Origin of the sequence: Entomobacter blattae, from assembly GCF_014672835.1 — a bacterium.
Classification (GTDB): domain Bacteria; phylum Pseudomonadota; class Alphaproteobacteria; order Acetobacterales; family Acetobacteraceae; genus Entomobacter; species Entomobacter blattae.
The window spans coordinates 230,528-255,648 of the sequence record NZ_CP060244.1 but is presented as its reverse complement, the minus strand read 5'-3'; the positions used below and the strand labels follow the sequence as shown (position 1 = coordinate 255,648).

General features: G+C 44.6%; 19 protein-coding genes and 1 pseudogene. 9 read left to right on the top strand and 11 right to left on the bottom strand.

Features of this window, described 5'->3' with window-relative positions; genetic code table 11:
• Positions 1-8: 8 nt before the first annotated feature.
• The 7 genes from JGUZn3_RS01115 to JGUZn3_RS01085 all read left to right on the top strand — a co-directional run bounded on the left by JGUZn3_RS01115 (position 9) and on the right by JGUZn3_RS01085 (position 8,660).
• Positions 9-2,855 (top strand): bifunctional transaldolase/phosoglucose isomerase, encoded by a 2,847-nt coding sequence (locus tag JGUZn3_RS01115; RefSeq protein WP_203413955.1) that lies wholly within the window; start codon positions 9-11, stop codon positions 2,853-2,855.
• Between the two features lie 146 nt (positions 2,856-3,001).
• Positions 3,002-3,985, top strand: coding sequence for a phosphogluconate dehydrogenase (NAD(+)-dependent, decarboxylating) (gnd, locus tag JGUZn3_RS01110; RefSeq protein WP_203414732.1), 984 nt, complete (start codon positions 3,002-3,004; stop codon positions 3,983-3,985).
• A 56-nt stretch (positions 3,986-4,041) separates the two neighbouring features.
• Positions 4,042-5,571 (top strand): glucose-6-phosphate dehydrogenase, encoded by a 1,530-nt coding sequence (gene zwf / locus JGUZn3_RS01105; protein ID WP_203413954.1) that lies wholly within the window; start codon positions 4,042-4,044, stop codon positions 5,569-5,571.
• A 94-nt stretch (positions 5,572-5,665) separates the two neighbouring features.
• Positions 5,666-6,475, top strand: a complete 810-nt coding sequence (locus JGUZn3_RS01100) for a Cof-type HAD-IIB family hydrolase (RefSeq protein WP_203413953.1) — start codon at positions 5,666-5,668, stop codon at positions 6,473-6,475.
• 125 nt (positions 6,476-6,600) lie between these two features.
• Positions 6,601-7,335, top strand: a complete 735-nt coding sequence (gene pgl / locus JGUZn3_RS01095; protein ID WP_203413952.1) for a 6-phosphogluconolactonase — start codon at positions 6,601-6,603, stop codon at positions 7,333-7,335.
• 62 nt (positions 7,336-7,397) lie between these two features.
• Positions 7,398-8,090 (top strand): ribose-5-phosphate isomerase RpiA, encoded by a 693-nt coding sequence (rpiA, locus tag JGUZn3_RS01090; RefSeq protein ID WP_203413951.1) that lies wholly within the window; start codon positions 7,398-7,400, stop codon positions 8,088-8,090.
• A gap of 3 nt (positions 8,091-8,093) precedes the next feature.
• Positions 8,094-8,660, top strand: coding sequence for a gluconokinase (locus JGUZn3_RS01085; protein WP_408871751.1), 567 nt, complete (start codon positions 8,094-8,096; stop codon positions 8,658-8,660).
• 23 nt (positions 8,661-8,683) lie between these two features.
• Here JGUZn3_RS01085 and JGUZn3_RS01080 read toward each other — a convergent pair whose 3' ends face one another.
• The 7 genes from JGUZn3_RS01080 to pstS are packed head-to-tail and all read right to left on the bottom strand — an operon-like array spanning position 8,684 to position 14,983.
• The gene (locus JGUZn3_RS01080) at positions 8,684-9,856 is read right to left on the bottom strand and encodes a sensor histidine kinase (protein WP_203413950.1); all 1,173 of its coding nucleotides are present in this window, start codon (positions 9,854-9,856) and stop codon (positions 8,684-8,686) included.
• Between the two features lie 13 nt (positions 9,857-9,869).
• Positions 9,870-10,580, bottom strand: a complete 711-nt coding sequence (locus tag JGUZn3_RS01075; protein WP_238996849.1) for a response regulator — start codon at positions 10,578-10,580, stop codon at positions 9,870-9,872.
• A 14-nt stretch (positions 10,581-10,594) separates the two neighbouring features.
• A complete protein-coding gene (gene phoU, locus JGUZn3_RS01070; RefSeq protein ID WP_203413948.1) occupies positions 10,595-11,305 on the bottom strand; it encodes a phosphate signaling complex protein PhoU in 711 nt (236 codons plus the stop codon).
• Between the two features lie 13 nt (positions 11,306-11,318).
• The gene (gene pstB / locus JGUZn3_RS01065) at positions 11,319-12,095 is read right to left on the bottom strand and encodes a phosphate ABC transporter ATP-binding protein PstB (RefSeq protein WP_203413947.1); all 777 of its coding nucleotides are present in this window, start codon (positions 12,093-12,095) and stop codon (positions 11,319-11,321) included.
• A 2-nt stretch (positions 12,096-12,097) separates the two neighbouring features.
• A complete protein-coding gene (gene pstA / locus JGUZn3_RS01060) occupies positions 12,098-12,982 on the bottom strand; it encodes a phosphate ABC transporter permease PstA (RefSeq protein WP_203413946.1) in 885 nt (294 codons plus the stop codon).
• Positions 12,983-12,985: 3 nt separating this feature from the next.
• The gene (gene pstC / locus JGUZn3_RS01055) at positions 12,986-13,909 is read right to left on the bottom strand and encodes a phosphate ABC transporter permease subunit PstC (protein WP_203413945.1); all 924 of its coding nucleotides are present in this window, start codon (positions 13,907-13,909) and stop codon (positions 12,986-12,988) included.
• A gap of 36 nt (positions 13,910-13,945) precedes the next feature.
• Complete coding sequence (gene pstS / locus JGUZn3_RS01050; protein WP_238996848.1) at positions 13,946-14,983, bottom strand: phosphate ABC transporter substrate-binding protein PstS; 1,038 nt, start codon at positions 14,981-14,983, stop codon at positions 13,946-13,948.
• Between the two features lie 212 nt (positions 14,984-15,195).
• Between pstS and JGUZn3_RS01045 the strand changes: the two genes are divergently transcribed.
• Entirely contained in the window at positions 15,196-16,953 is a 1,758-nt protein-coding gene (locus JGUZn3_RS01045) for an OprO/OprP family phosphate-selective porin (protein WP_203413944.1), read from the top strand.
• An 863-nt stretch (positions 16,954-17,816) separates the two neighbouring features.
• On the opposite strand, the gene JGUZn3_RS01040 is transcribed toward JGUZn3_RS01045, so the two are convergent.
• The 4 genes from JGUZn3_RS01040 to JGUZn3_RS01025 all read right to left on the bottom strand — a co-directional run bounded on the left by JGUZn3_RS01040 (position 17,817) and on the right by JGUZn3_RS01025 (position 23,936).
• Positions 17,817-19,307, bottom strand: a complete 1,491-nt coding sequence (locus JGUZn3_RS01040) for a hypothetical protein (RefSeq protein WP_238996847.1) — start codon at positions 19,305-19,307, stop codon at positions 17,817-17,819.
• A 110-nt stretch (positions 19,308-19,417) separates the two neighbouring features.
• Positions 19,418-20,650 carry an MFS transporter gene (locus JGUZn3_RS01035; protein WP_203413942.1) on the bottom strand — a complete coding sequence of 411 codons (1,233 nt, stop codon included), beginning with the start codon at positions 20,648-20,650 and terminating at the stop codon, positions 19,418-19,420.
• A 326-nt stretch (positions 20,651-20,976) separates the two neighbouring features.
• Entirely contained in the window at positions 20,977-22,515 is a 1,539-nt protein-coding gene (betC, locus tag JGUZn3_RS01030) for a choline-sulfatase (RefSeq protein WP_203413941.1), read from the bottom strand.
• Between the two features lie 863 nt (positions 22,516-23,378).
• The gene (locus JGUZn3_RS01025) at positions 23,379-23,936 is read right to left on the bottom strand and encodes an MFS transporter (RefSeq protein WP_338030792.1); all 558 of its coding nucleotides are present in this window, start codon (positions 23,934-23,936) and stop codon (positions 23,379-23,381) included.
• Between the two features lie 95 nt (positions 23,937-24,031).
• Here JGUZn3_RS01025 and JGUZn3_RS01020 point away from each other — a divergent pair.
• A pseudogene (locus JGUZn3_RS01020) lies at positions 24,032-24,931 on the top strand (LysR family transcriptional regulator).
• Positions 24,932-25,121: the final 190 nt, after the last annotated feature.

The following is a 25,121-nucleotide window of genomic DNA, read 5'->3' as shown; positions in this document are numbered from 1 at the left end:
TATTTGTCATGAGCGCGGGAAACAATCCGCTTAAAGAATTGGAGAAGTTTGGTCAGTCTCCTTGGTTGGATTTTATCCAGAGATCATATACTGAAAATGGCAGCTTAAAAAAACTGGTTGATGAGGATGGGCTGAAGGGTGTGACCTCAAACCCCGCTATTTTCGAGAAGGCTATGGGGCATGGAACAGACTATGACGGTCAGTTCAAGCAGATAGCTCAAGCCCAGATCACCGATGTTTCAACCTTATATGAGACTATGGCGATTGATGATATTCGGGCTGCAACAAAAGTACTGTTTCCCGTATGGGAAAAAACAAAAGGCAAGGATGGGTACGTAAGTCTTGAGGTTTCCCCTTATTTGGCCAATGATACCCAGGGCACCATTGATGAGGCCCGTCGCTTATGGAAGGCGGTCAATGAGAAAAATCTCATGATCAAAATACCGGCCACGCCAGAATGTGTGCCTTCCATTCAGCAGGTTATCAGTGACGGGATTAACGTTAACGTAACGCTGCTCTTCTCGCTGGATGCCTATAAGGCCGTGTTGGAAGCCTACATTCAAGGGCTGGAAGCACGCCATAAAAAAGGCGAGGACATTTCTCATATTGCGAGTGTAGCCTCATTCTTTGTCAGTCGTATCGACACTATGATCGATAAGCAAATTGATGAGCGTGTCGCTAAAGGTGATAAGGAGAATAGCCAGCTCAAGGCCCTGCGGGGTAAGGTTGCCATTGCTAATGCCAAAATGGCCTATCAGCATTATCTGGAAGTTATGAAATCTGATAGGTGGAAAACTCTGGCCCAGGCTGGTGCGCAACCTCAGCGTTTGCTGTGGGCTAGCACAGGCGTTAAAGATAAGGCTTATCCTGACACCCTATATGTTGATGAGTTGATTGGTCCAGAAACGGTTAATACCATTCCTCCTGCAACGTTTGATGCATTTCGTGACCATGGGAAAGTCAGGGCCTCTCTGACCGAAAATGTTGAAGAAGCAAAGAAAGTCCTGGCGGATGCCGCCAAGTTGGGGATTAACCTAAAACAGGTGACCGATACGCTTCTAGAAGCTGGTGTTTCCTCTTTTGCCGATGCTTTTGATGCTCTTCTTGGGTCTGTAGCATCCAAGCAGATTGCCCTACAGGGCGAGAAGCTTGATGGCATTAAGATTGACCTGCCGGCTGATATGAAGGAAAAAGTTGATGCTGCCATGGAAGATTGGCGCAAGGCTGGCAAGGTGCGTAAGGTTTGGGCCAAGGATGCCTCTGTTTGGACGGGTGATGATGAGTCCAAATGGTTGGGTTGGCTCGATATTATTGATGAACGGCTTGAGAATGTCTCTGAACTGGAAGCCTTTCAGAAAGATGTGAAAGCCAAAGGCTTTAAAGACATTCTTTTGTTAGGGATGGGCGGTTCCAGCCTTGGGCCAGAAGTTCTTGCTGAGACCTTTGGCCAGCAGGCTGGTTTTCCTAAACTGCATGTTTTAGATAGTATTTTACCTTCTCAGGTTAAAACATTTGAGAATGCTGTAGATTTAGGCAAAACCCTGTTTATCGTCTCGTCAAAATCTGGCGGAACCCTTGAGCCAAATGTTCTGAAAGCCTATTTTTATGAGGCGGCTAAGAAGGTTCTTGGCGACAAGGTTGGTGAGCATTTTGTGGCCGTTACCGATCCTGGCTCTCATATGGAAGAGGTTGCTAAGAAGGATAAGTTCTGGAAGATTTTTCATGGTCGTAAGGAAATTGGCGGGCGTTATTCCGTTTTATCCAACTTTGGTCTTGTGCCCGCAGTAGCGGCCGGCTTGCCTGTAAAATCTCTGCTACAAACGGCCCAGAGAATGGAAAAGGCCTGCTCTGCCGGGGCACCACCCCTTTATAATCCAGGCGTATTGCTGGGAACTGTTCTGGGTGTTGGGCAAACAATTGGCCGTAATAAGGTAACGATTATTGCTTCTCCTGCCATTTACGACCTTGGTGCCTGGCTTGAACAGCTTTTGGCAGAATCGACAGGAAAAGAAGGAAAGGCACTTGTTCCCATTGATGATGAAACACTGGGGGATCCTGCAGTGTATGGGAAAGATAGGGTTTTTGCCTATGTCCGTCTTGCTTCAAAGCCTGATGCTGCCCAAGATAAAGCGATTGAGAAGCTGATTGCTGCAGGCCAGCCTGTGGTAACAATTTCTCTGAACGATATTGAGCATGTCTTCCAGGAATTTTTCCGTTGGGAGTTTGCTACAGCGGTTGCTGGGTCTATCATGGGCATTAATGCCTTTAATCAGCCAGATGTTGAAGCCAGTAAGGTTAAAACGCGTGCTCTTACCGATGCTTATAACCAGACTGGAAAACTGCCTGATGAAAAACCATTTGCTACAGATGGGGATTTTAGCTTCTTTACCGATGAAAGAAATCGTAAGGAGCTTAGCGGTAATTCTCTGGCCGAGATCTTGAAGTCTCATTTCTCACGGGTTAAAGCTGGGGACTATGTGGGTATTCTTGCCTATATTGAGCGTAATATGCCTCATCGCAAATGGATTCAGGATTTAAGACTGGCCGTGCGCGATAGCAAGAAAGTTGCAACAGCTGCTGAGTTTGGGCCTCGTTTCCTTCATTCTACGGGGCAGGCTTATAAAGGTGGCTCCAATGATGGTGTTTTCCTGCAGGTGACAAGTGATAACAGTCATGCCGATGTGAGTATCCCAGGGGAGAAATATACATTTGGTGTTGTTGGAGCAGCCCAGGCACGAGGGGACTTCGATGTTCTGAGTGAGCGTGGGCGTAGAGTTCTGCGCGTGCATATCCAAGGAGATCTCAAGAGCGGCCTAGAAAAACTGGGGAACGCTATGAAAAGTGCAGTAAAGTAGTTAAAGCAAGGGGCTTTTCTTTTTTCCATTCTGAAAAGCCCCTCTTTATGAGAAATTAGGTTTGTCATCCTACGCTTTAGGCAAGGGGCGATAGTGTTCTGTTCTAAAAGCGTAGAAATTAAATGAAAATTGAAAAGGTTGATTTTATGAAGTTAGCAATGGTTGGTCTTGGTCGTATGGGTGGAAATATGGCTTTACGCCTCTCCCGACATGGGCATGAGGTCGTGTTGTTTGACCAGTCTGCCGATGCCGTGAAGAAAATAAATTCTGAAGCCAAAGGCAGTGTTGCCGCTACAAGCCTTGAAGATGTGGTTTCAAAACTTTCTTCTCCCAAAATTGTTTGGGTAATGCTTCCTGCTGGTAAGATTACGGGGGATACCGTTGAGAAATTGGGCTCCCTTCTTAACAAAGGGGATATTGTGATCGATGGTGGCAATTCTTACTATAAGGATGACCTGGCGAGAGCTAAGAAGCTAGCCGAAAAGGGCATTCACTTTGTTGATGTAGGAACCTCTGGTGGTGTTTGGGGGCTGGAACGTGGCTATTGTATGATGTATGGTGGCTCAAAAGAAGCTGCAGATCATATTGATCCTATTCTGGAAAGCCTGGCCCCTGGAATTGGTGAAATTGAGCGTACAAAAAACCGTGGTTCAGAGTTGGATCCTCGTGCTGAGAAGGGTTACCTTCATTGCGGCCCTGCTGGTTCTGGCCATTTTGTGAAAATGGTTCATAATGGTATAGAATATGGTATGATGCAGGCCTATGCTGAAGGCTTTGATGTTATTAAAGAAAAGAATTCCCAGCTTTTACCAGAAGATCAACGCTTCAAGCTAAATGTGGCGGATATCGCCGAGGTTTGGAGAAGAGGCAGTGTTGTTTCTTCGTGGCTGTTGGATCTCTGTGCTCAGGCTCTTGTCAAGGATCAAGAACTGCCGCAGTTTAAAGGAGAAGTCCCTGATTCTGGTGAAGGACGTTGGACAATCGAAGCCGCAATTGAAGAAGATGTTCCTGTTCCTGTTATGACGGCTTCCTTGTTTACACGTTTTCGTTCACGGACAGGGAATAACTATGCTGAGAAAATTCTTTCCGCGATGCGCTTTGGTTTTGGTGGGCATATAGAGCCAAAATAGTGGCTTTTCATTATCATCTCTGAAAAACCAGAGTAAAGCAGTGAAAGAACAGACCAATGGATAGTAAGAAAGACCACTCTTTTATAGAGGTTGACGATGGGTTTCAGCCAAGTGCCCCTAAAAAAGGGCCACCCTGTAAGTTTGTTATTTTTGGCGGTGGTGGCGATTTAACGACGCGCCTGCTTATGCCGGCCATTTATAATCTTGCGCAGGCGCAACTTCTTGACGAAGAGTTCTCTGTTATTGCTGTCGATTGGTCTGAAAGTAGTACGGAAATACTACGCCAAAAATTTACGGCGACGATGCAAGACTTTGTAGAAAGGCGCGGGAAAAATGCTGTAGCTCTAGAACAGTCCACCTGGGACTGGTTGATGGAGCGTGTGACCTTTCTACAAGGGTCTTTTACTGAAAGCAGCACTTATGACAAGCTTTCCCTGCTATTAGGGGAGTCGAACTGTATTTTTTATCTTGCTGTGGCCGCACGCTTTTTTAGTGTTATTGTCGATCAGCTTGGCAATGCAGCACTGACTGTTGAGAAGCCAGACTGCTATCGAAGGGTTATTATTGAAAAACCTTTTGGGGCCGATTATGCCTCAGCTGTAACCCTTAATACTGAACTCAGCAAAACCCTTTCTGAAAAACAGATTTATCGTATTGATCATTATCTTGGTAAGGAAACGGTGCAGAATATTCTGGCATTGCGGTTTTCAAACGGGATGTTTGAGCCCCTTTGGAATCGTCAGAATATAGATCACATTCAGATTACAGCGGCAGAAACGGTGGGTGTTGAAAAACGTGGTAGTTTTTATGAAGTCACCGGGGCGTTAAGAGATATGGTCCCGAATCATATTATGCAGCTTTTAACGATGATCGCTATGGAAGCACCGACTTCGTTTGAGGCAGACGCTGTTCGTGATGAAAAGACAAAGGTCTTGGCAGCGATTGCCCCGCCAACAGCTGCTGATATTGTTCGTGGTCAATATACAGCCGGGGCAATAGAGGGTGTTGCGGTAGATGGTTACCGTAGTGAGGGGAGTGTTGCTGCAAAGTCTCAAACTGAGACCTATGTGGCCATGAAATTACAAATCGATAACTGGCGTTGGGCGGGAGTTCCTTTTTATATCCGTACGGGTAAAAGACTTGCGCATAGAAAGACGGAAATTTCCATTCATTTTAAACAGGCTCCCTTTGCCTTGTTTCGGGACACACCAGTAGAAAAATTAACCCCAAATATTATGGTTTTGCATATCCAGCCTAAAGAAGGGGTAACCATACAGTTTTCAGCCAAGGTGCCGGGTCCTATGGTGCGCCTTGGGGGGGTTCGGATGAATTTTGATTATTCAGACTGGTTTACCGTAGGCCCAAGCACTGGGTATGAAACCCTGCTTTATGATTGCATGGTGGGGGATGCCACGTTGTTTCAGCGGGCAGATAATATTGAAGCTGGCTGGGAGATCGTTCAACCAGCGCTAAACGCCTGGAAAGATCATGAAGACCCTCTCTGCTTTTACCCTGCAGGGACAGAAGGCCCCTATGAGGCAGAAGAACTCTTGTCTAAAACCGGGCGGCATTGGCTTAAGCTATAACAGGCATATGCTTTGTCGTAATCTTCTTTGTTTTTGTGGAAGAATATTTCTCCCAGAGAAAGAAATATCTCGGCTTCAAAGGTAGTACTGGCCCATGGTTTATAAACTTGTTGTATCAGATATAGATGGAACACTGGTAACCAGTAGGAAAAAGCTGTTGGCTGAGACCGTAGATGTTGTAAATGGCCTACAAGTTGCAGGTATTCGTTTATGTTTGGTGAGTAGCCGTCCCCCAAAGGGGATGAGGATGTTTTTGTCTCAATTAAAATTACAGACCCCTGCAGCGGGATATAATGGGGGTCTTGTTGTGGATGAGGCTGGTAAAGTTCTGGTTCGGTATTCTTTATCCGCGGGTTTGGTCTCTGATATAGTCGCATATTTGCAGACGTTGGGGGTGGATGTATGGCTTTTCTCTGGTGAGGAATGGTTTGTTGGGGAAAATAGCCAGGATTACGTTGAAGATGAAGAATCTGTCTTACAAATGGCTCCTATTAGGCGAGCTCAAAGTACGATGAAGGATATGGGGAAGGATGTGGGGATTGAAAAAATTATGGGGGTTAGCCGGAAGCCGGACATATTAGAAGAGGTCAAGAAAAACCTCTTACAAAACTATGCTTCCCAAATCAATATTGCCCATTCAACAGGGCATTATTTGGATATTACCCATATTCAGGCGACCAAAGGGCATGCTTTACGGCATTTGGCAGAAATCATGCAGGTTCCGTTAGAACAAACTCTTTGTATTGGTGATATGGATAACGATATTCCTATGTTTCAGGAGGCAGGGTTTTCTATCGCTATGGGGAATGCCTCTGCTCATGTAAAGGCAGAAGCCGATTTTGTAACAGGCTCAAATGAGGAAGAGGGATGGGCAGAGGCCATTAAGCACTACGTTCTTTCTTGATGATTCAGGAAAGGGTAGGGTTTTGTAAGATTTTTGGAACAGATTGCACGTATTTGTTAAAAAACATACGCGTCGTTTAGTTTTATTGAAAAAATAATGGATTGGTTTGTTTAAGAGAGGCTGCGATGAGTGGAAGTGACGTAAAATCTGGTGATATTGAAGTTTTTGAGAATGGAGAGGCCATTGCCTATCATACAGCCAAATGGCTCTGTGAGCAGGCTTTGGCAAAAAAAGGGGCCCCGTTTATTCTCGCCCTTTCAGGGGGCTCTACTCCTAAACGGCTTTATGAGATTTTGGCGACCGCTGAGTTTGCAACCCGTATGCCTTGGCAGACCGTTCATCTGTTTTTTGGGGATGAGCGCTTTGTTCTCCCCACGGATCCTGCCAGTAATTATCATATGGTTAAAGAAGCTTTGTTGGATCATATCAAGATTCCCGAAAGCAACATCCACCCTATTCGTTATGGAAATTCTGCGGAGGCCGCTGCGGAATCCTATCAAGGGGAGCTTGAAAGTATTTATGGTGCAAAGGGGCTTAAGCCTGGTCAGCCGCTATTTGATGTTGTCTTGCTGGGGTTGGGGGAAAATGGCCATACGGCTTCTCTTTTCCCACGGACTCCCGTGCTTCAGGAAAAAATAAAATGGGTTTCAACCTGTGTACCTGATGATGCCCCATATACTCGGGTGACGTTAACTTTTCCAGCCATTCACTCAAGCCGTCATGTTGTCTTTATGTTAAACGGTGCGAGCAAAAAAGAAGTATTTGCCCGTGTTAGGGCTGGTGATCCAGCAGAAGTAGCAAGCCATATTACAACCGAAGGAACACTTGTGTGGTTGGTTGATAAGGCTGTTGTGGAGTAAAAAACCTTAGGAAAGAGTTTGCGCCTTGTTATTCGTTTCATGAGAGATGAAAGTTGTAAAGAATGTCTGATATTGCACTTCCGTACAAAAAAGAAGTCGGAGAAATCGCAGCATCCCTGGTTCAGGATGGCATGATCGTTGGGTTAGGAAGTGGGAGCACGGCGACCTGCTTTGTGGAATCGCTCGGAAGGCGGGTTACTCAGCAAGGGCTTAGATGTATTGGCATTCCAACATCGGTGGCAACCGCAAAACTTGCGATTTCTTTAGGAATAGAGTTAACGGATTTTATCCATCATTCTGTTATAGATGTTACTTTTGATGGCGCCGATGAGATTGAAGAAGGGAGCCTTAATCTTATTAAGGGGTTGGGAGGGGCTCTTTTACGGGAAAAAATTGTTGCTGCTGCATCTAAAAAATTGGTGATTGTGGCAGATGAAACAAAGATGGTTAAACAATTGGGAGAACATACCCCAGTTCCGGTAGAGGTTACTCCTTTTGGTTGGGAAAGTACAGCGCATCAGCTTTCTCATTTAGGAGCACAGGTTGCCCAGAGATGGGGAAATGATGGAAAGCTGTTTATTACAGATGGTGGTAATATAATATTGGACTGCCATTTTAAAGAGGTAAAAGACGCCAGAAAGCTTGAGCGTGATATTGGCAGTGTGGTGGGTGTTGTTGAAAGTGGCCTGTTTATTGATCGCACAGCGGAGGTGTTGATAGCAGGAAGCCACGGTATCAAGCGTTTGGAGCATTAATAAATGAGTATCATGGAGCATTTAACACAAGAAGAGCGTCTTGCTTATCAGCAAGCTGTGAAAAAAGCCATTCTTGTTATTATGGGGGTTTCAGGGTGTGGAAAAACAACCGTAGCTCAAGGTTTGCAAGAAGCATTGGGTTGGCCTTATCAGGAAGGGGATTCCCTGCATCCAAAAGCGAACGTCGATAAAATGGCTTCTGGAGTTCCTTTAACGGATGAAGATAGATATCCTTGGCTGGAAAAATGCCATGAGTGGATTCAAAGCATTCATGCTCAGCATGGCGCTGGCATTTTAACCTGTTCAGCCTTAAAGCGGAAATATCGTGACTTGTTGCGGGGCGATATGGGCAACAGTGTCCGTTTTGTCTATTTAAATGTGCCTCAAGCTGTTTTAGAGGATCGGATGAAGAAGAGAGTTGGCCATTACATGCCTCCTAGTTTGCTTCCCAGTCAGTTGGCTACCTTGGAACCCCCCGGGCAGGATGAAAATCCTATTGTGGTGGATGTTGTGCAGACGCCAGAGGAAACGGTGCGTATAGTGCTTGATTCTCTTGAAAAACAACTTTAGAAAATCCAGAGCTTTTAAAGGGTTTATCTCTCAAGGGGAAGCCATATAGAAAAACGGCTTCCCTTATTGAGTTGGCTTTCTATTTTTATCTGCCCATTATGGCTGTTGACGATGTGTTGTACAATGGCAAGTCCAATGCCACTGCCGGGTGAGTGAAGATCGGCACGGTAAAATCGTTCGGTCAATTTGGGAATATGCTGCGGTAGTATCCCTGGACCATTATCCTCAATTTGTAAAAGCATTCCGTGATTATCGGGCCATTTTTGTTTTTTTCCTTCTCTTACTTCCTGTAAGGAGAGGGTAATATGGCCTTGGGATATCTGCCCTTTTCCAGCATATCGTACGGCATTTTCCATAATATTTCTTATCATTTGCTCAATCAGCGTTGTGTTGGCTGTAATGGGTGGAAAGGCGGCGGGGTGTTGGAGCTCAAAGTTGATGTGAGGAAAGGAAAGGCGCATATCGTCAACAATTTTACGGGTTATGTCAGTAAGGTGTGTAGGCTTCTTAGGGACTGGAGTAAAGCTGGATTGAAGCTGGGAAAGGTACAAAAGATTATCGGTAAGGTTGATCATGTAGTGAATCTTTTCATTTATGACCTGCAAGAAGGCCGATTTTGCCTGCTCATCTTTTTTGGCAGGGCCTAGTATGGTCTCCATAAGTCCCTTAAGGGCTGTTAGCGGGGTACGAAGTTCGTGGCTTGCATTGGCAATAAAGTCATTTTGAGTTTGCTCCAGAGTATGTTGATGGCTTTGGTTTGTAATGCCAATAAGAATGAGAGTGTCTGGGTAATGGGCGAGGGTAGTTGCCTGCATGGTTACGTGAAAATGACGTATTGAACCGATGGTAAGGGTAATGTGGAAAGAAGAGGATTTCCGTATTAAAATTCGGTCTCTGTGTAGAAAAAATTGTGGATGGCGAAGAAGGGTATGAAGGTCATAATCGAGTGACTGCTTCGCGTGAGAATTGGTGTAAAGGAGAGCCCCCTCTTTATTCATTAAGATTAGGTTATGTGGGAGGGTTTCTACCATTTGGAGAAGAACTTCATAGATATATTGTTGAAGATGTTCCTTACTTTCCTTTTGTTTATAGAGTGCGGTCAGGCGTTGTTTTTTCTGGTTTGAATGATAAGCAAAGATGGTTATTCCCCACCCTATTAGGCTGCTTATGGCAATGAAGGTAACGAAAAACACCATACTCTGTCTTATTTTATGAAGCTGAGACGAGATCGAGGGCGTAACCGGCAGACCGTATGGTACGAATAATATCGGGTTCATTTTCGGCATTGAGTTCTCGTCTTAACCGTCGGATATGAACATCAATCGTTCTGGCTTCTACGTTGATATTATGTGCACTCCATAAAATATTTAGCAAATCATTACGGGAAAAAACCCTACGAGGGTTGCGTAAAAAAAGCTCAAGCATTTTAAATTCGGTCGGGCCAAGCAAAATATTACGCTGTCCTCTTTGGACTTTGTGCTCTTGTAGATTCATAGTGACATCATGAAAGGTCAGTATTGGGCTATGGTGGTTTTGAGCAGGGTGGGAGCGTTTTAAAAGGGCCCGTAAACGCAAGATAAGGGGAGTAATGCTAAAAGGTTTGGTAACAAAATCATCGGCTCCACTTGTAAAGCTATTGATGGTATCTTCTTCTTTATTGCGTGCTGTTAACATAAGAATGGGCAGATTCTGAAGATGCGGGGTGGCACGGATTTTCTGGCACACCTCTATGCCTGAGAAGACTGGAAGCATCCAATCAAGAATAATAGCATCGGGCAGGCGGGCATTGATTTTTTCCAAGGCTTCTTTTCCTGTTCCAGCCGTGCTAACTTCAAAACCTGCCTGGGTAAGATTATAAGTGAGCAGCAAAGTAATGGCAGCATCATCTTCCACTATCAGAATATAGGGGGGATGGGGCAATCGTCTCTCTTTCATTATGTGTTTTTGTAAGCAGGAGAATTTTTTTCGCTCCTGATATTTGAGGGGAGAAGATCGCCAGTGACAATATAATAAACATATTCTGAAATATTTGTAATATGGTCGCCAATTCTCTCCATATTTTTGGCAATAAAGAGGAGATGTGAACAGGGTGTGACATACTCTTTATGCTCAGTCATATAGTTGGTAATTTCACATAAAACATTGATATAGAATTGGTCGATTTGTTCATCCGCCGCCCAGAGATAGAACACCATATCCTTATCAAGTTGGGTAAGGGCCTGAATGGTTTTTTGCAGGTTATCCTCAATGCGTTTACCCATGGTTATGAGTGAGGAGAGAGGGGGAAGGGTGTTAATATCGCCTATTTCGGTGAAGCGTCTGGCAATATTGGCAGCAAGATCGCCAATGCGTTCAAGATTGGCACTGATCTTAAGGGAGGAGACAATTTCTCGAAGATCCTGGGCCATGGGGGCCCTTAACGCTAAAAGTTTAATGGCGTTGATTTCTATTTCTTTTTCAAGACTGTCTGTTTTTTGATCTGCTCTTATGATGTTTTGGGCAAGGGCTGTATTTTGTCCTTGCAATAAAAGGTTAATTGCATTTGAAAATTGCTGCTCTACAAGACCAGACATGCGCAGTAATAGCTCTTTAAGGTAAGAAAGCTCTTTTTCGTAACTATGAACGGTATGTTTTTGAGATGTCATGGGGCAATATCCTTCAGCCGAAACGGCCCGTTATATAATCCTGTGTGCGAGGGTTTTCTGGTGCAGTAAAGAGTTTTTCTGAGGCATTTAGTTCCACGAGTTTTCCCTGAAAGAGAAAACCAACCTGGTCTGTGCAACGGGCGGCTTGCTGAAGGTTGTGGGTAACAATAATAATACTGTGGTTTTGACAGATCTCGTCGAGTAATTCTTCAATATGAGCTGTAGAGATAGGATCAAGGGCACTTGTTGGCTCATCCATGAGGAGGATCTCAGGTTTGGTGGCCAAAGCCCTGGCAATGCATAGGCGCTGCTGCTGGCCGCCAGAAAGGGAAAGGGCAGAATGATGCAGGCGGTCTTTAACCTCGTTCCATAGGGTTACTTGCTGTAAAACATTGGTAATACGTTCTTCCAGCTCTGTGAGATTCAACTTTTCATGGAGGCGGATCCCAAAGGCAATATTATCAAAAATGGACATGCTAAAGGCTGTGGGGCGTTGAAAAACCATCCCTATTTTTGTGCGTAAAAGATCGAGGTCAATTTTGCTAGAAAGAATATCATAGTCTTCAAAAAGAACTGTTCCTTCTGCGCGTTGCTCGGGGTAGAGATCATACATTCGGTTAAGGGTGCGAAGTAAGGTTGATTTTCCACAGCCTGAAGGGCCAATTAGGCCTGTAACCTTGTAGGCAGGGACATTCATTGTAATGTCGTAGAGCGTTTGTTGGTGGCCATAAAAAAAGTTTAGTTTTTCGATGGAGAGGATGGTCTTGTTCTCTATTGGGGCAGGGGTCATGGTTATTTCTGTTTTTGGGCTGGGGTGGAAAGAAATGAGCGGGCCACAATATTAAGCCCTAAAACGCCTATGGTAATAAGCAGTGCGGCTGTCCAGGCAAGGTGGATCCAGGCTGTGTCAGCAGAATCAATATAAGCGTAAATAACAAGCGGTAGGCTTGCCATGGGTTTGGCGAGGTCGATGGACCAGTCCATATTACCGAGGGAGGTAAAAAGTAAGGGCGCTGTCTCCCCAGAGATGCGGGCGATCCCTAGTAAAATTCCGGTTAATATCCCAGTTTTAGCAGAAGGAAGGCAGATAAACAGCACAGTTTTCCATTTGGCTGTTCCCAAGGCTGCTCCTGCTTCTCTTAACGCTGAAGGAACCAGGTGAAGGGAATCCTCAGTTGTGCGAATAATGACGGGAATAATGAGGATCGCTAAGGCACAGGCCCCTGCAAAGCCAGAGAAATGGCCAACACTGGCGACAAGGAGAAGGTAGACAAATAATCCAATTAAAATAGAAGGTGCTGAAAGCAGCATGTCAGAGACAAAACGCACCGCACTGGACAGAGCGGGGAAGCGGTTAAACTCAGAAAGGAAAATTCCTGCCAGAATTCCTAAAGGGGTGCCAAGGCAGGTGGCAAGACTGACCTGAATAAGGCTGCCCATAATGGCATTCAGTAACCCCCCTGGCAGGCCTTGAGCTGCCGTAATATGGGTAAAGGTAAAGAGGGTTAAGCCCCTTATTCCATTCCATAGCAGGGTGAGGAGAATGGAAAAAATCACCATCACCACAAGGGCTGTAGCCCCCCATGCCAGCAAGCAGCTTATTTGGTTCATGAGCCGCCGTTTTTTGACGACAGATGAAATTTTATGCCTTTGCAAGGAAGATGCAGAGGAATGCATAATTTAAGAGAACCTTTTGAGTAAGAACCGTGAATAGCTTAAGGTGAAAAAAGAGATCACCATAAGAATAAACCCTAAGGCTAAGAGAGCAGAAAGCTTTAAGCTCCCTGCTGGGCTTTCAGGAAATTCAAGGGCAATAAGTGAGGCTATTGTATTACTGGGAGAAAAGAGAGACCAGCCAATCCGGTTCGCATTGCCAATAACAAATGTAACGGCCATTGTCTCTCCCAAAGCTCGGCCCAATCCTAGGATAATTCCCCCAATAAGGGGCCGAAATGACCAGGGTAGGATAATATGGCGCACGATTTCCCATTTTGTTGCGCCTAGGCTGTAGGCACTTTCGATCAGGTTTGTTGGGGTGTTGGCAAAAGCATCTTGCAGGATAGCGCAGATAAAGGGGGTAATCATAATTGCAAGGATAATGCCTGCGGTGAGCAACCCTGTTCCGAAGGGCGGTCCTTGGACAAGCCACTCAAGAGGGGGGATATCTTTAAAGAAGGTTTTTCCATAAGGCTGTACAACACGGGCCATGAAGGGCACCACAATAAAAAACCCCCACATGCCAAAGATAATAGAAGGAATAGCTGCTAAGAGTTGGATAGCATGGCCAACAATTTTTTTCATTTTAGGGGGTGCCAGCTGGCTAAGCCAAAAGGCACACCCAAAAGCAAAGGGAAGGGCAATGACAAGGGCAATGATCGATGTCATAAGGGTGCCAAATAAGGGCGCTGCAGCGCCAAAAACCTGCTTAACGGGGTTCCAGCTTCTATCGATAAGAAAATGAAAGCCAAATGTAGAGAAAGCTTTCCACCCTCCTAGAAACATTTCCGTCATAATAGCGAGCTGGAGCACCAACACAAAAAGCCCCGCACCCCATACCAGACAGGAAAAAACGGTGGAGGAAAGATGTTTTTTAGAAAAATTCATACGATTTGGCCTGCTTTTATTTCTGGTCTTTCAAAGCTATGGTGTAGATGAAGAAGGCGAAACAGCATGGTTCCAAACCGTGGTGCGTATAGTGTTTTTAACGGTGTTAGGGAGTGGGATATAAAAAAGAGACTGCGCTGTTGGGTTGCCGTGGTCAAATGCCCAGGAAAAAAACTGAACGACTGGCAGATTATTTTTATTCTCTTTGGAGAGTAAAACATAGGTGCCGGAAAGGATAGGCCATGCTTCTTCGCCTTCAGTATCCAACAGGTCTACCTCGTAATTCTGGGCCTTTTCCCAGTGGGCTGAACTCGCTGCTTTTGCAAAACTGTTTTCGTTAGGTTCTATAAACCGCCCGGTACGGTTTTTTAAGGCTGGTGTCGTTAAGGCATTTTCATGGGCATAGGCATATTCAACATAGCCAATACTACCTTCGGTATTTTTTACAACTGAGGCTACACCGTTATTTCCTTTGGCTCCCGTGCCACTAGGCCAGGTGATGGAAGTTCCTGCTCCGGCATTTTTTACCCACTCTTTGGAATGCCGCGCCAGATAAGAGGTAAAGATAAAGGTTGTTCCCGAACCATCAGCTCGATGAACGGGGGCAACTTCCAGATGGGGCATTTTAAGATGAGGGTTTATATTTTGTATGGTTGGGTCATCCCAATACGTAATCTGTCCCAGGAAGATATTGGCCAGAATTTCTCCTGTTAGGTGCAGTTCACCGGACTTAAGATTGGGAATATTCACTACAGGCACGATTCCGCCTAAAATGGTTGGAAATTGGAGCAGGTGGTTATATTCCAGCTTGTTAGGGGGAAGGGGCACGTCTGAAGCGCCAAAATCCACTGTATGATTCATGATCTGGTTTTGTCCGGCGCTGGAGCCTAGGGCCTGATAATTGAGTTTTATATGTGTTTGTGATTGAGAGGATGCGGCCCATCTTTGATAGATAGGCGCTGCAAAACTTGAGCCCACCCCGGTAATGGTTGTGTCTTGTTGGGCATGGGCAGAAAAGGAGAGGGCCAAAAAGGTAAACCCCATAACGGGAACAGATAAGAAAAAGTGGCGCATAATAAAGCCTTAAAACCGTTGGTATTGGCAAAACTTTAAGAGTGGAGGCGTAATTTTTCCATCTCATTTTTGTTAAGTTTTTATGACAAAGAGTCATATTACATACTGAGTTTAACAAAACTTTCACAGAAGCTTCATCGTATTGAAACACTTTTTGGCCGCTGAATTGGTAATGAAAGAGCAGTTTTACAAGCAAGAAGGTTACTGCTCTTATGCAATGGATTGATTCCAGAAAAATTACAGCTTCCTTTATTGGTTCCATTTTATGTTCCACAGCAGCTTATGCAGCGCCTCCTTCTTCAGAGCATGATGAGATTATTGCCTTGAAAAAACAGATGCTGGCAATGGCACAGGCCATGACAGCTCAGATTTCTTCGCTCAAAAAGGAGCTCGCACATGTTAATGCCAAGATGGCCCAAAAGAGTGGGTCTTCGTCTCATAATCGTACAAAATATGCCCATACTTCAACCTCTTCTACCCAGGTAGCGACTGCCAAGCCAGCTGAGTCTGTAGAGGGTCAGGCCTCTCACCCTCAAGTTGCGGCGGGACCTCGGCCGGTTATGCTTGCTACAGCAGAGAAGCGTGATGAGCCAGTGTCTGCTCACGGCAAAAAAAGCAAAAAGCCAATGGTGGTAGAACATCTTGATCGTCCTCCGCCAGATCGTGGGGCTTCATTTTGGTCACCTGATATGCCGCTAATACAAACAGCCAGTGTTAAGGATGAAAGTGTCCATATTGGCGGAATAACCATTGGTTTCCCAGGAGGGCGCCCGACTATTGCCTCCGATGATGGGCATTACAGTTTAGCCATTGGGTTAGCTTTTCATGAGGATTTTGGAGGTTTTCTTAGCACTGCTCCGCGAGAGGGAGAGAAAAAGGGAGATTTTAAAAGTTTTACGCAAAATGCCCGTAGGCTCCGTATTCCCTTCACCTTCCGCTATGATACGTTTGCTGCCAATGTGACGCCAGAATATGGGGGGAGCCCTGACGGGAAAGTAACCCTTTATGAAGGAAACTTACAATATGGTGGCTTGGAAAATACCATTCTGACGATCGGTTATTTTCAGCCTCGTGTGACATTGGAAGATTCTGAAAGCTCTAATGAATTCCAGTTCCTGGAGCGGCCAGAGATTTCTGAGATTGCCCGTAATATTGCTGCAGGCGATGCCCGTTTTAGTGTTGGTGGGATTACCTATGGGGATCAATGGTATATAGGAGCTTATTTAACCGGGCATTCCTTTGGTCGTAACACGAATGATCCTTCCACTGTCGAAAATCAGACGGGGGGTGTTTTTCGTGTGGCAGGGCGGCCTATTGCTAGTAAGGATTGGGATATGCATTTGGGTCTATCAGCTTCAAGTGCTTTTCAGGTTGATAAAAACTCCGGTGGCCGCCTTTATTCTCTGGGGGCAAGGCCGGAATCTCGTTTAACATCTGATCGCCTTGTGACGACCGGAACTCTTAAGGATGTCTCGCAAATATGGGAAGCTGGGCCTGAATTTGCTGTGCGCTGGGATAGAGCGTTGCTTAAGGCGGAATATATTCATATTGGTGTTAATCGTGATGGTAAGGGTGAGCAAGGGAGCCTCCCAAATTTGAATTTTCAAGGCTACTATGTTTCCGCAGGTTATACGATTTTTGGAAAACCTCGTGCCTATGATATCCGCTCTGCAGCATTTCGCGCTCCAGGAGTGGAAGAGGATTTTAATCCGACACATGGAAACTTGGGCGCTTTGGAAGCCCAAGCTCGGTGGAGCGTTGTTGACCTTAACGATAAGATTGATAAGGGCGGAGTGCAAGGTGGTAAGCAAGATATCGTCAGCCTTGGCTTGAACTGGTCTTTGAATCGCCACTTTCGGGTGATGCTGGATTATAGCCATATTCATGCTAGTTATTCTGATGGAAATCCCATTAATCTGAATGGGCGTTCATTAGATTCAGTGGTGATGCGGGTTCAGTCAGCTTTTTAAAATTCTATCAGGAACCCTAAGTTGTTGAGGAGATTGAGAAAAACAGTTTATGGATGAGCTCGCAAAAAACCGCACCTGTTTTATAGGTGCGGTTTTTTGTTAGAATCGGTTATAACTGTTGATCAGTTATTATTTTTATTCGCCACTTTTTATCAAACCTTACTTTTTTAGTATGGTTAACCTATAACCTATTGTTTTTCTTCAATCCATTAGATGGATCTTATCGTTGTTATAAAGGGAAGCTATTAACAGGACTAATTTAGTACTGTTAATAGCTTCCTTCATTCTTCTAAGGAAAGACCCATGGGAGAAAGACTTATGGGCCATTTTTTGGAACAGGCTTCTTTAAAAAAGTAATAGGGGGCTATTTTTACCCATAATAGGTAGAAATAAATCATGAAACTTATTATAAAAAACCACCCATTTCTGGGTGGTAAAGTCATTTTCAAGTTAAATATTAAAAGGTTTAAGAAGGAAATAATGGCTGTTGGTTTATTGAAAACGGATTCATAAACAAAGAGTTGCATAGATTCAGGTGGAGATTTTTGGTTGAGGCGTTTGGGTATAAAAACCACGAAACACCTGTTGTCCATGAAAGTGTTTCTTAACAAGAAATTTTCTCTTAAAAAGCAGTCTATTTCGAAAAAATCTATTGTGAGGGAAAAGGGTTAAGGGATTTGGGAATCATGAGGAAGAAGAAGGCAAGATGTGGAAAAATGGGTATTCAGGCAGTGTTTTTTAATTTTTTACCGAAGGGTCTCTGAATATCTTAAGCAATGATTTTAAGAAGCTTATGATTTATGGTGTAACCCTTCTTTTTCATGGTCATTAAGGCATTTTTTATGATTTTATTATGGGTATAGTTAAAAACTTTTATAAAAAAACATTTCTATAATACCACTATAATGGCTGATATGGATGGGCTTTACCCCTTGAGGGAGGCTACTATTGACCAAACGACTGGCAGCTGAACCAGATGAGGCGATCCCCCCTGTGAGAGCTCCAGAAAAACTTGGATCAAAGACATATTCTGCTGAGAGGTCTATTTCATCAGAAATATGTTTTGGGCTTTCTGCGGCAAAACCTAACCCTCCAGGATGAATTAAGGAAAGGGAATAGAAGTGAAGGCCAAATGTTAGCTTGTCCTGGTTATGAAGAAGGTGCCATGGAGGGGTGGCGGTAAGGTCTATCTGGTGAATGGCAATATTGGATAAGGGGGCAAGGTACATGCCAACAATTTCCCCTGGCCAGTAGCCACCATAATTAGAACGGCTGCCATTAAACAGAAAGAAAGGATCGTAGTTGCGTTTAACGCTTCCCTCTTGGTTTTTTGCTCCCCCCAAATGGGTATAACGATAAAATAAATGCGGTTCCCATAGGATATCTGAGAATGTAAACCCTGGTTCGGCATAAAAACCATAAGCTTCGGTGCCTTCATACCCATTATGTCCCTTGGCGTTTTCTTCTGCCACAACATTTCCAAAAAATGTAAAGTCCTTAGATGGTGCCCAAAGGTCAGAAGCAAATACGCTTCCCCCCCAGCTTAAGGAAAGCACATGCATACCCTGCCTGTTCGCGCGAATACTATAGTTGTAATGGGCTGAATGGTCTGCTTGCCTAACATGGATGTAAGATAAAGTTATATAGGCTTTTCGATCTTCGTAGGTTTCCCCATTTTTTGCGTCGGTCTGAAACCAACTAATATCAAATCCTTCAAATTTTGTTTTTGGTTGATCATAGTCAAAGGTGGCATCGTTGTTGCTGTTATTTTCGAGTATAAAAATATCAGAACGCAAAAAACGATCCTCAAAACTGATGCGCCCAGGCCCTGCAAATGCAAACCGTGGAGCATACCACCACGCTCCTAGAGCGCCTGCGCTGTAAGTTCCTTTTCCTACCAAAAAACCATCATCAATGATAAAACGTTGGCGTCCTCCTTCAACAGAGAGTTTTTGGGTAATTTTATCTTCAGAAAGGGGTATTTCCGCACCAATATTGGCCTCTTCTAGGGTTATGGCGTGGGGGGTTCCGGGTGTTTGTGAAATAACTTCAGCATCTCCTTGCCCAAATGTACCGGACCCAACAGCTGATAGGGTTCCAAAGGCTCTAAATCCCCAAGGCGTTATCCAGGAACCGATGAGATGAGGAGCCATATAGAGCTCTCCATAAAAAACATTTTTGTGCTTGGTCGTCTGGCCAGAGGGGTGAATGGTATAGGAGCCTGCACTAAAATTACTATTAGGCAGAAAGAATAGGGCCCCCCCAATATCCATCCTTCCATAAAGGCCTGCCGTATTGGAGACTAATAAGGGAATTTTCGCATAGGCTGTATGGTAAAAAAAATTCCCTATCACTATAAACAGTGCCCACCTATAAAGACCTATATACAGGATAAAAGCGTTTCTTAGAAAAAATTTATTATCATTGAATATATTCATAGAGGTCTTGAAGCTTTTAGGGACAATTAACGAGTATAGGTAAGAGTTTTATGCACAAGAATAGCTGAAAAACTACAAGCCACCAAGCCACTTGTACCAACCAACAAGAAGAGCTGATGATAACCTGCAAACCCTGCCAGTGTTGTGGCTGTGGCTTGGGTAAACATCCACGAACCACTGGCGAGAGAAGCAAGTTTTCCACTGGGATCCAGCTTGCCGGCAAGGCCTATGAGCTGGGGGTAAATAAAGAACCACAGCAGGTAATTGACGATAAAGGCAGCAGAGAAACTTACTTTTCCTAATGGAGCGCATTGGAAAACACAGGCAATCCCCGTAACAAGAATAGCAATAATGATGAATTTTCCTGTAAAAGGTTTTTCTCCCATGTAGGAGGACAGTATACAAACAGCCAAACTTAAAATATTGGAAAGGGAGGAAAGTGTACCAAACTGGGTTTGGCTTAATCCCACAGAGAGGGCAACATGTTCGGTAAATGTCCAAGATGCAAGGCTTCCGCCCGTATAGAAAATAACAGCAATACAAGTCAGTGTTTTTACGGTCTTGCCATAATTTTGGGAAGGATGTGCCCTGACAGATGAATGGTTTTGTAAGGCCGCCCTGTTGGGAAGAGCGAGCATAAAAGGAAGAAACCCCATAACAAGGGCTGCCAAGGTTCCAAATGTGCCTATCTGCCCGAAAGAGGCAGCTGTTATAGGGAAAATAAGACTGGACAGGGTGTAAACCACCGTTTGAGCGCACATCACAATGGAGAGGGTGCGGGCTGGTTTATCTGTTCGGGCAGCACTGATATTCACAATGGCATTTAACAGCCCTAATCCGGTGCCTGATAGAACTCTTAAGCCGATAAGGAGGGCATATGTATCAGTTACACCAGAAATACTCTGCGCCAGAATCACCATGATTGACGCTATGAGCGCTATCATCCGTAAGTTGATATGAACAGCATAATGGGCGGCACAAACCATGGCCAACCCATAGGAGAGCATTTCAGTTGTCATCCATAGTCCAGCCTGAAATGTATTAAGATGAGCATGCGTAAGAATAGCTTCTACCGCAAATGGCCCTAAGACATTCATGCTGTGGGCTGCGCAATCAGCAGCACTTACACTTGCTATCAGCCATAAGGCTTTTTTGTTGCGTTGCAGTGCTGTAAGAATCGAGTGTGATCTTGAAAGCAGTTTTTCATAGTGCGGTACTGCCGAAACCCATGAAGAATATTTTTTAGAAGAATAATTCATAAAACTTTTCCCTGTTGACCCTTATCATCGTGTTTTCTTCGTAAAGTCGATACCAAGGGCGTTCTCCACATAAGGAGCCTACATGGTGCTGGCTTGTTTCTCGGGGGTTTATAGGAGGACGATGGCTTAAGAGAGCGTTTATACGGGCATGGGTATGGAACCCCATGCGCATCATAAATGCGGTAATGTCATATGAAATTATTTTTTATACATTCGAGGCATAGACTGAGGGTCATAAGCCTCTTTCTCTAAGTGTAACAGCGTAAGATGGGAGAATGATGGGGAAGTGATTAGGCAAGAGGGAAAGTTTTTTTCAAGAATAACGATCATAATAGCTTTTCCTCATTGTTTGGTAAGAGGCGGGCTTTGGCTTCAAGGTCTTCAAGGGGGGTGTGGTTTCTAATATAGACTTGGTGGGCCTGGCCAGGCTTTTCATAATCCCAGGGTTGATAGGTCCTACTCATAAGGGCCTTGTGAACAAGTGCGCGTTGTTTCTGGCTTTTGATAACATCCTTATAAAGGGCGTCATAATTCCACCGCTTTTTGGATTCCTGCAGAAAGTGCTCGGTAATTTGGTGGTAAGCCTTCTGTTCTGCAAGATTTGTTTGCTCGTAAGGATCATGAACCAGATTATATAAGAGGTCTGGATCACCGGGGGTATGGATATATTTCCATTCTTGCTTACGGATCATGGTGGTGGGGGCTAAAGTCACTTCACCCAAATATTCACCATAGACCTCATCGTGCCCGCCTTTTTTATCGATATGAGGTTTCAGGCTTTTTCCTTGCCATTCCGTAGAAATATCGGGAGTGCCCGCAAAATCGCATAGGGTTTGCCCAAGATCTATAAGAGAAACCGCATGAGGAACTTGTTGGGTGGGTATAAAATGGGGGTTGTAGAAAATAAGCGGCACCCGTGTAGACCCTTCCAGGAACGACATTTTATACCATAAACCATGTTCGCCCAGCATATCGCCATGGTCACTGGTAAAAACAACGATGGTGTTTTTGGCGAGGTCAGTTTCCTCTAACGTATGAAGTAATTGTTTGATTTGATGATCAATATAGGAAATAGAGCCCAGATAAGCCCGACGTGTATGTTGGATTTGGTCTTGGGTAAAATCCCTTCCTGTCATGCCACAGGTATGGGCTATTCGAACAAGCGAAGGATGGGGGTTTTGGGGCCATGAAACGCGGGGTAACGGAATATTGGTATCCTTATACAGGTTCCACCATTGGGGTTCTATATTATAGGGATCATGGGGGTGAGTGAACGATACAATTAGGCAGAAAGGATCATAACCATTGCGTTTGCGTGCTAGATCAAACAGTTTTCGCCGGGTGAGAAAGGCTACCTCCTCATCATAGTCAATTTGGTTACTCCGTAAAACGGTTCCGGCATTCTGGATAGAATCCATGGAATGATACCAGTTGGGCCTATAGTCTGGTTCCAGCCAGTTCGGCACCCATGTAAAATCGGCAGGGTAAATATCTGTATTGAGTCTTTCCTCAAAGCCGTGCAGTTGTTCGGGGCCAACAAAATGCATTTTCCCCGATAAAATGGTTTGATAGCCAGCAATCCTCAACCTGTGTCCAAAAGTTGGCAAGGCGGCGGGCCATTCGCTGGCATTATCATAAATCCCGCTATGAGAGGGGAGTAAGCCCGTCATCAGCACGCCACGAGAGGGGCCACATAAGGGGCTGTTGGTATAGGCATTACAGAAGGAAGTCCCGTTACGAGCCATATGAAGAAGGGTAGGGGCAATAACAACGGAGTTTTCATGCCCGCCCATAATTGTGGGAAGAACAGATGTCGTGAGCTGGTCGGCAATGATCACTAAAAAATTGGGGGCACGGTTGGGCATAATTTTACTATAAATTCCCGTAAATAATATCAATTAACGAATATGTATATTATTCACATTAATATGTCCACATATCAATGTGAATAATATATTTTTTTCACAAAAAATGTAATAAAATTACTTTTAACCGTTATGCATAGTTATTTATAATTTTGTGGGGATCTGGAGTGATTAAAAAGAAAAAATTGCCATGAGCGCAAAGAGGCTATGGGTCATCAGAAAATTTTTTTCTTCAATTGATGAAGGACAACAGGTGAAGGAAAAGAATGATAGTGAAATTCATGATTATCGGGGGTTAGATGGCTGAATTATAAAAGCCGTACCGTGGGCTAGAAGTACCCCTGAAATATCCCGATTTGGAAACCGTAATTTTCAAAGCCTAAGAAAGAATTTTTATGGGGGAATAGGTCAACAGGCACAAACGGTTAAAGAGGCTCATTGTGCCTATTCTTCAGGGAGAGCTTAAGGGGGAAAAGACTTTGATAAAGCGTATTGCCTGGCTGGAAACCCGGCCTAATGTCAGGGAAGTAAGCTATATAGTGGCCATCGTGAACGGATATTTACCATGAGTCAGTTCCAGTTTCTGAGGTCTGATCACAGATGTGTTCTAGCCTTATATCGCAAGTTTTAGCCTTACACCCCCCTGAAAGAGGTTATTTGGTTGGCATATCCCAGGTGAGGCACAGAGTCAGTATTTTTGCCAATCATTGTCTACTCTAAAAGGGGTTATGGGTAATTTTGGTTTTTTATTTTGAATGGGTTTTTTTTGGAAAAATAAGGAGACAGAATAAGTTTTGGCGTATTTTCAAGAAGGAAAATAGGGGCTTTTAACCCCTTTTGAAAAACCGGTTTTGGTTTATGGGTTATTTTTCTGCACCCTGCACAGGGCTGTGGTTAGAGCTTTTTATAGGATTTGTGGCAGCCTTACTTCTGGCAGCTGCCAAAGCAGAAAGGGAGGCGGCTATAAGAAGGATGATTGCACTTACGCCAAAAGTTACATAGTACCCCAATTTGTCATACAGAATGCCACCGGTTGTAGAACCCAGCATGATGGTAAGCTGTATGATGGCTACCATAAGCCCTCCTCCCGTCTCCGCATTCTTTGGCAGTGTTCTTGCAAGCCATGTCCACCACCCTACGGGTGCTGAGGTTCCCAGAAAACCCCAAACCCCTAGCAAGAGCGTTGTTGCTATCGTAAAACTTCCCAAGGGAATTAGGAATATGGCTATTGCGGCCATTAAAATCGGGATAACAACAAGTGTTTTGTACAGCCACTCTTTTACGAGCATGCCAATCAGGAGTGTGCCTACAAAATCTGCCACGCCGATGATGAGAAGAATAAGAGAGAGTGTTGAAACATCAACATGGGTTACCGTTTCAAGGAATGGTCGTAGATAGGTAAACACCATAAACTGGCCCATAAAAAAAAAGACCAACGGCTCCCATTCCCCATGCCACAGGGGGGCTGAGTATTTTGAAAATATTATCTGCCTTGGTGGCAGTATAAGTTGCCTGCATTGAAGGGAGGCTGATAAATTTCCATATAAAAGCCACTGCTCAGGCCGTAGCCCAAGAGCAAAGCTTTACCAGAGCAGCAGCAAAGTTAGGGGTTTCGCAATCTGCGTTGAGCCATTCCATCAGACTGTTGGAAGGCCGGCTTGGGGTGCGGTTCCTCACCCGCACAACTCGGAGTGTTGCCCCAACGGCTGCTGGCGAGCAGTTGCTCCTGACTATGACTCCCCGCTTAGAAGAGATTGAGGCGGAATTGGGTGTTTTAACGGCACAGCAAGGCACCCCTCGAGGCACGATCAGGATCACCGCCAGTGGGCATGCCATTCATGCGGTCTTGTGGCCAAAACTTCCTAAGTTCCTTCGAGATTACCCAGGAATTAACGTTGAGATGGTGGTTGATTACGGTTTGTCTGATATTGTTTCAGAGCGATATGATGCAGGCGTACGGTTTGGTGAATAGGTGGAAAAAGACATGATCGCGGTGCGAATAGGTCCCGATACAAGTCTTGTTGTCGTTGGTTCACCATCCTATTTTAAAACGCGTAAAATTCCCGAAACTCCTCAGGATTTAATAGGTCATGAATGTGTCAATCAACGTATGCCGACATCTGGAGGCCTCTATGTTTGGGAATTTGAAAAAGATGGGCGAGAATTACGGGTTCGTGTGGAGGGGCAATTGATCCTAAACTCGGTAGACTTGCTTCTCAAGGCGGCTCTTGAAGGGGTAGGGCTGTGCTTTTTGCCCCTGGATATGGTAGAACACCATATTGCCACAAAACGTCTCGTCCAAGTTCTTGGGGACTGGTGCCCGTCATTTTCGGGCTATCATCTTTATTATCCAAGCAGGCGGCAATCCACGCCAGCCTTTGCCTTGCTGGTTAATGCCTTACGTTATCGAGGTTAATGCTGATCTTCTCGTGAGACGTCTGGCGCTCACGAGAAGATGGCAAAAGAAGATGGCAAAAACTCATTCATAATTTATATTCATAATTTAACGGTAATTTCATATCCTGCCCAAAAAATGCAGGCCCTATGAATGGAATATGATAAAGAAGAGGCACCTGAACGGAATGAAAGGTTGTAGGGGCAGGTAT

What these genes read in the sequence shown, in the direction of transcription:
- JGUZn3_RS01085 (WP_408871751.1), top strand. Translation starts at nt 8,094, where the DNA reads ATGAGTATCATGGAGCATTTAACACAAGAAGAGCGTCTTGCTTATCAG.
- JGUZn3_RS01115 (WP_203413955.1), top strand. Translation starts at nt 9, where the DNA reads ATGAGCGCGGGAAACAATCCGCTTAAAGAATTGGAGAAGTTTGGTCAG.
- betC (WP_203413941.1), bottom strand. Translation starts at nt 22,515, where the DNA reads ATGCCCAACCGTGCCCCCAATTTTTTAGTGATCATTGCCGACCAGCTC.
- pstB (WP_203413947.1), bottom strand. Translation starts at nt 12,095, where the DNA reads ATGACCCCTGCCCCAATAGAGAACAAGACCATCCTCTCCATCGAAAAA.
- JGUZn3_RS01035 (WP_203413942.1), bottom strand. Translation starts at nt 20,650, where the DNA reads ATGAATTATTCTTCTAAAAAATATTCTTCATGGGTTTCGGCAGTACCG.
- pgl (WP_203413952.1), top strand. Translation starts at nt 6,601, where the DNA reads ATGAGTGGAAGTGACGTAAAATCTGGTGATATTGAAGTTTTTGAGAAT.
- JGUZn3_RS01080 (WP_203413950.1), bottom strand. Translation starts at nt 9,856, where the DNA reads ATGGTGTTTTTCGTTACCTTCATTGCCATAAGCAGCCTAATAGGGTGG.
- phoU (WP_203413948.1), bottom strand. Translation starts at nt 11,305, where the DNA reads ATGACATCTCAAAAACATACCGTTCATAGTTACGAAAAAGAGCTTTCT.
- zwf (WP_203413954.1), top strand. Translation starts at nt 4,042, where the DNA reads ATGGATAGTAAGAAAGACCACTCTTTTATAGAGGTTGACGATGGGTTT.
- JGUZn3_RS01025 (WP_338030792.1), bottom strand. Translation starts at nt 23,936, where the DNA reads ATGGGCCAGTTTATGGTGTTTACCTATCTACGACCATTCCTTGAAACG.
- pstC (WP_203413945.1), bottom strand. Translation starts at nt 13,909, where the DNA reads ATGAATTTTTCTAAAAAACATCTTTCCTCCACCGTTTTTTCCTGTCTG.
- gnd (WP_203414732.1), top strand. Translation starts at nt 3,002, where the DNA reads ATGAAGTTAGCAATGGTTGGTCTTGGTCGTATGGGTGGAAATATGGCT.
- rpiA (WP_203413951.1), top strand. Translation starts at nt 7,398, where the DNA reads ATGTCTGATATTGCACTTCCGTACAAAAAAGAAGTCGGAGAAATCGCA.
- pstA (WP_203413946.1), bottom strand. Translation starts at nt 12,982, where the DNA reads ATGCATTCCTCTGCATCTTCCTTGCAAAGGCATAAAATTTCATCTGTC.
- JGUZn3_RS01045 (WP_203413944.1), top strand. Translation starts at nt 15,196, where the DNA reads ATGCAATGGATTGATTCCAGAAAAATTACAGCTTCCTTTATTGGTTCC.
- pstS (WP_238996848.1), bottom strand. Translation starts at nt 14,983, where the DNA reads ATGCGCCACTTTTTCTTATCTGTTCCCGTTATGGGGTTTACCTTTTTG.
- JGUZn3_RS01100 (WP_203413953.1), top strand. Translation starts at nt 5,666, where the DNA reads ATGGTTTATAAACTTGTTGTATCAGATATAGATGGAACACTGGTAACC.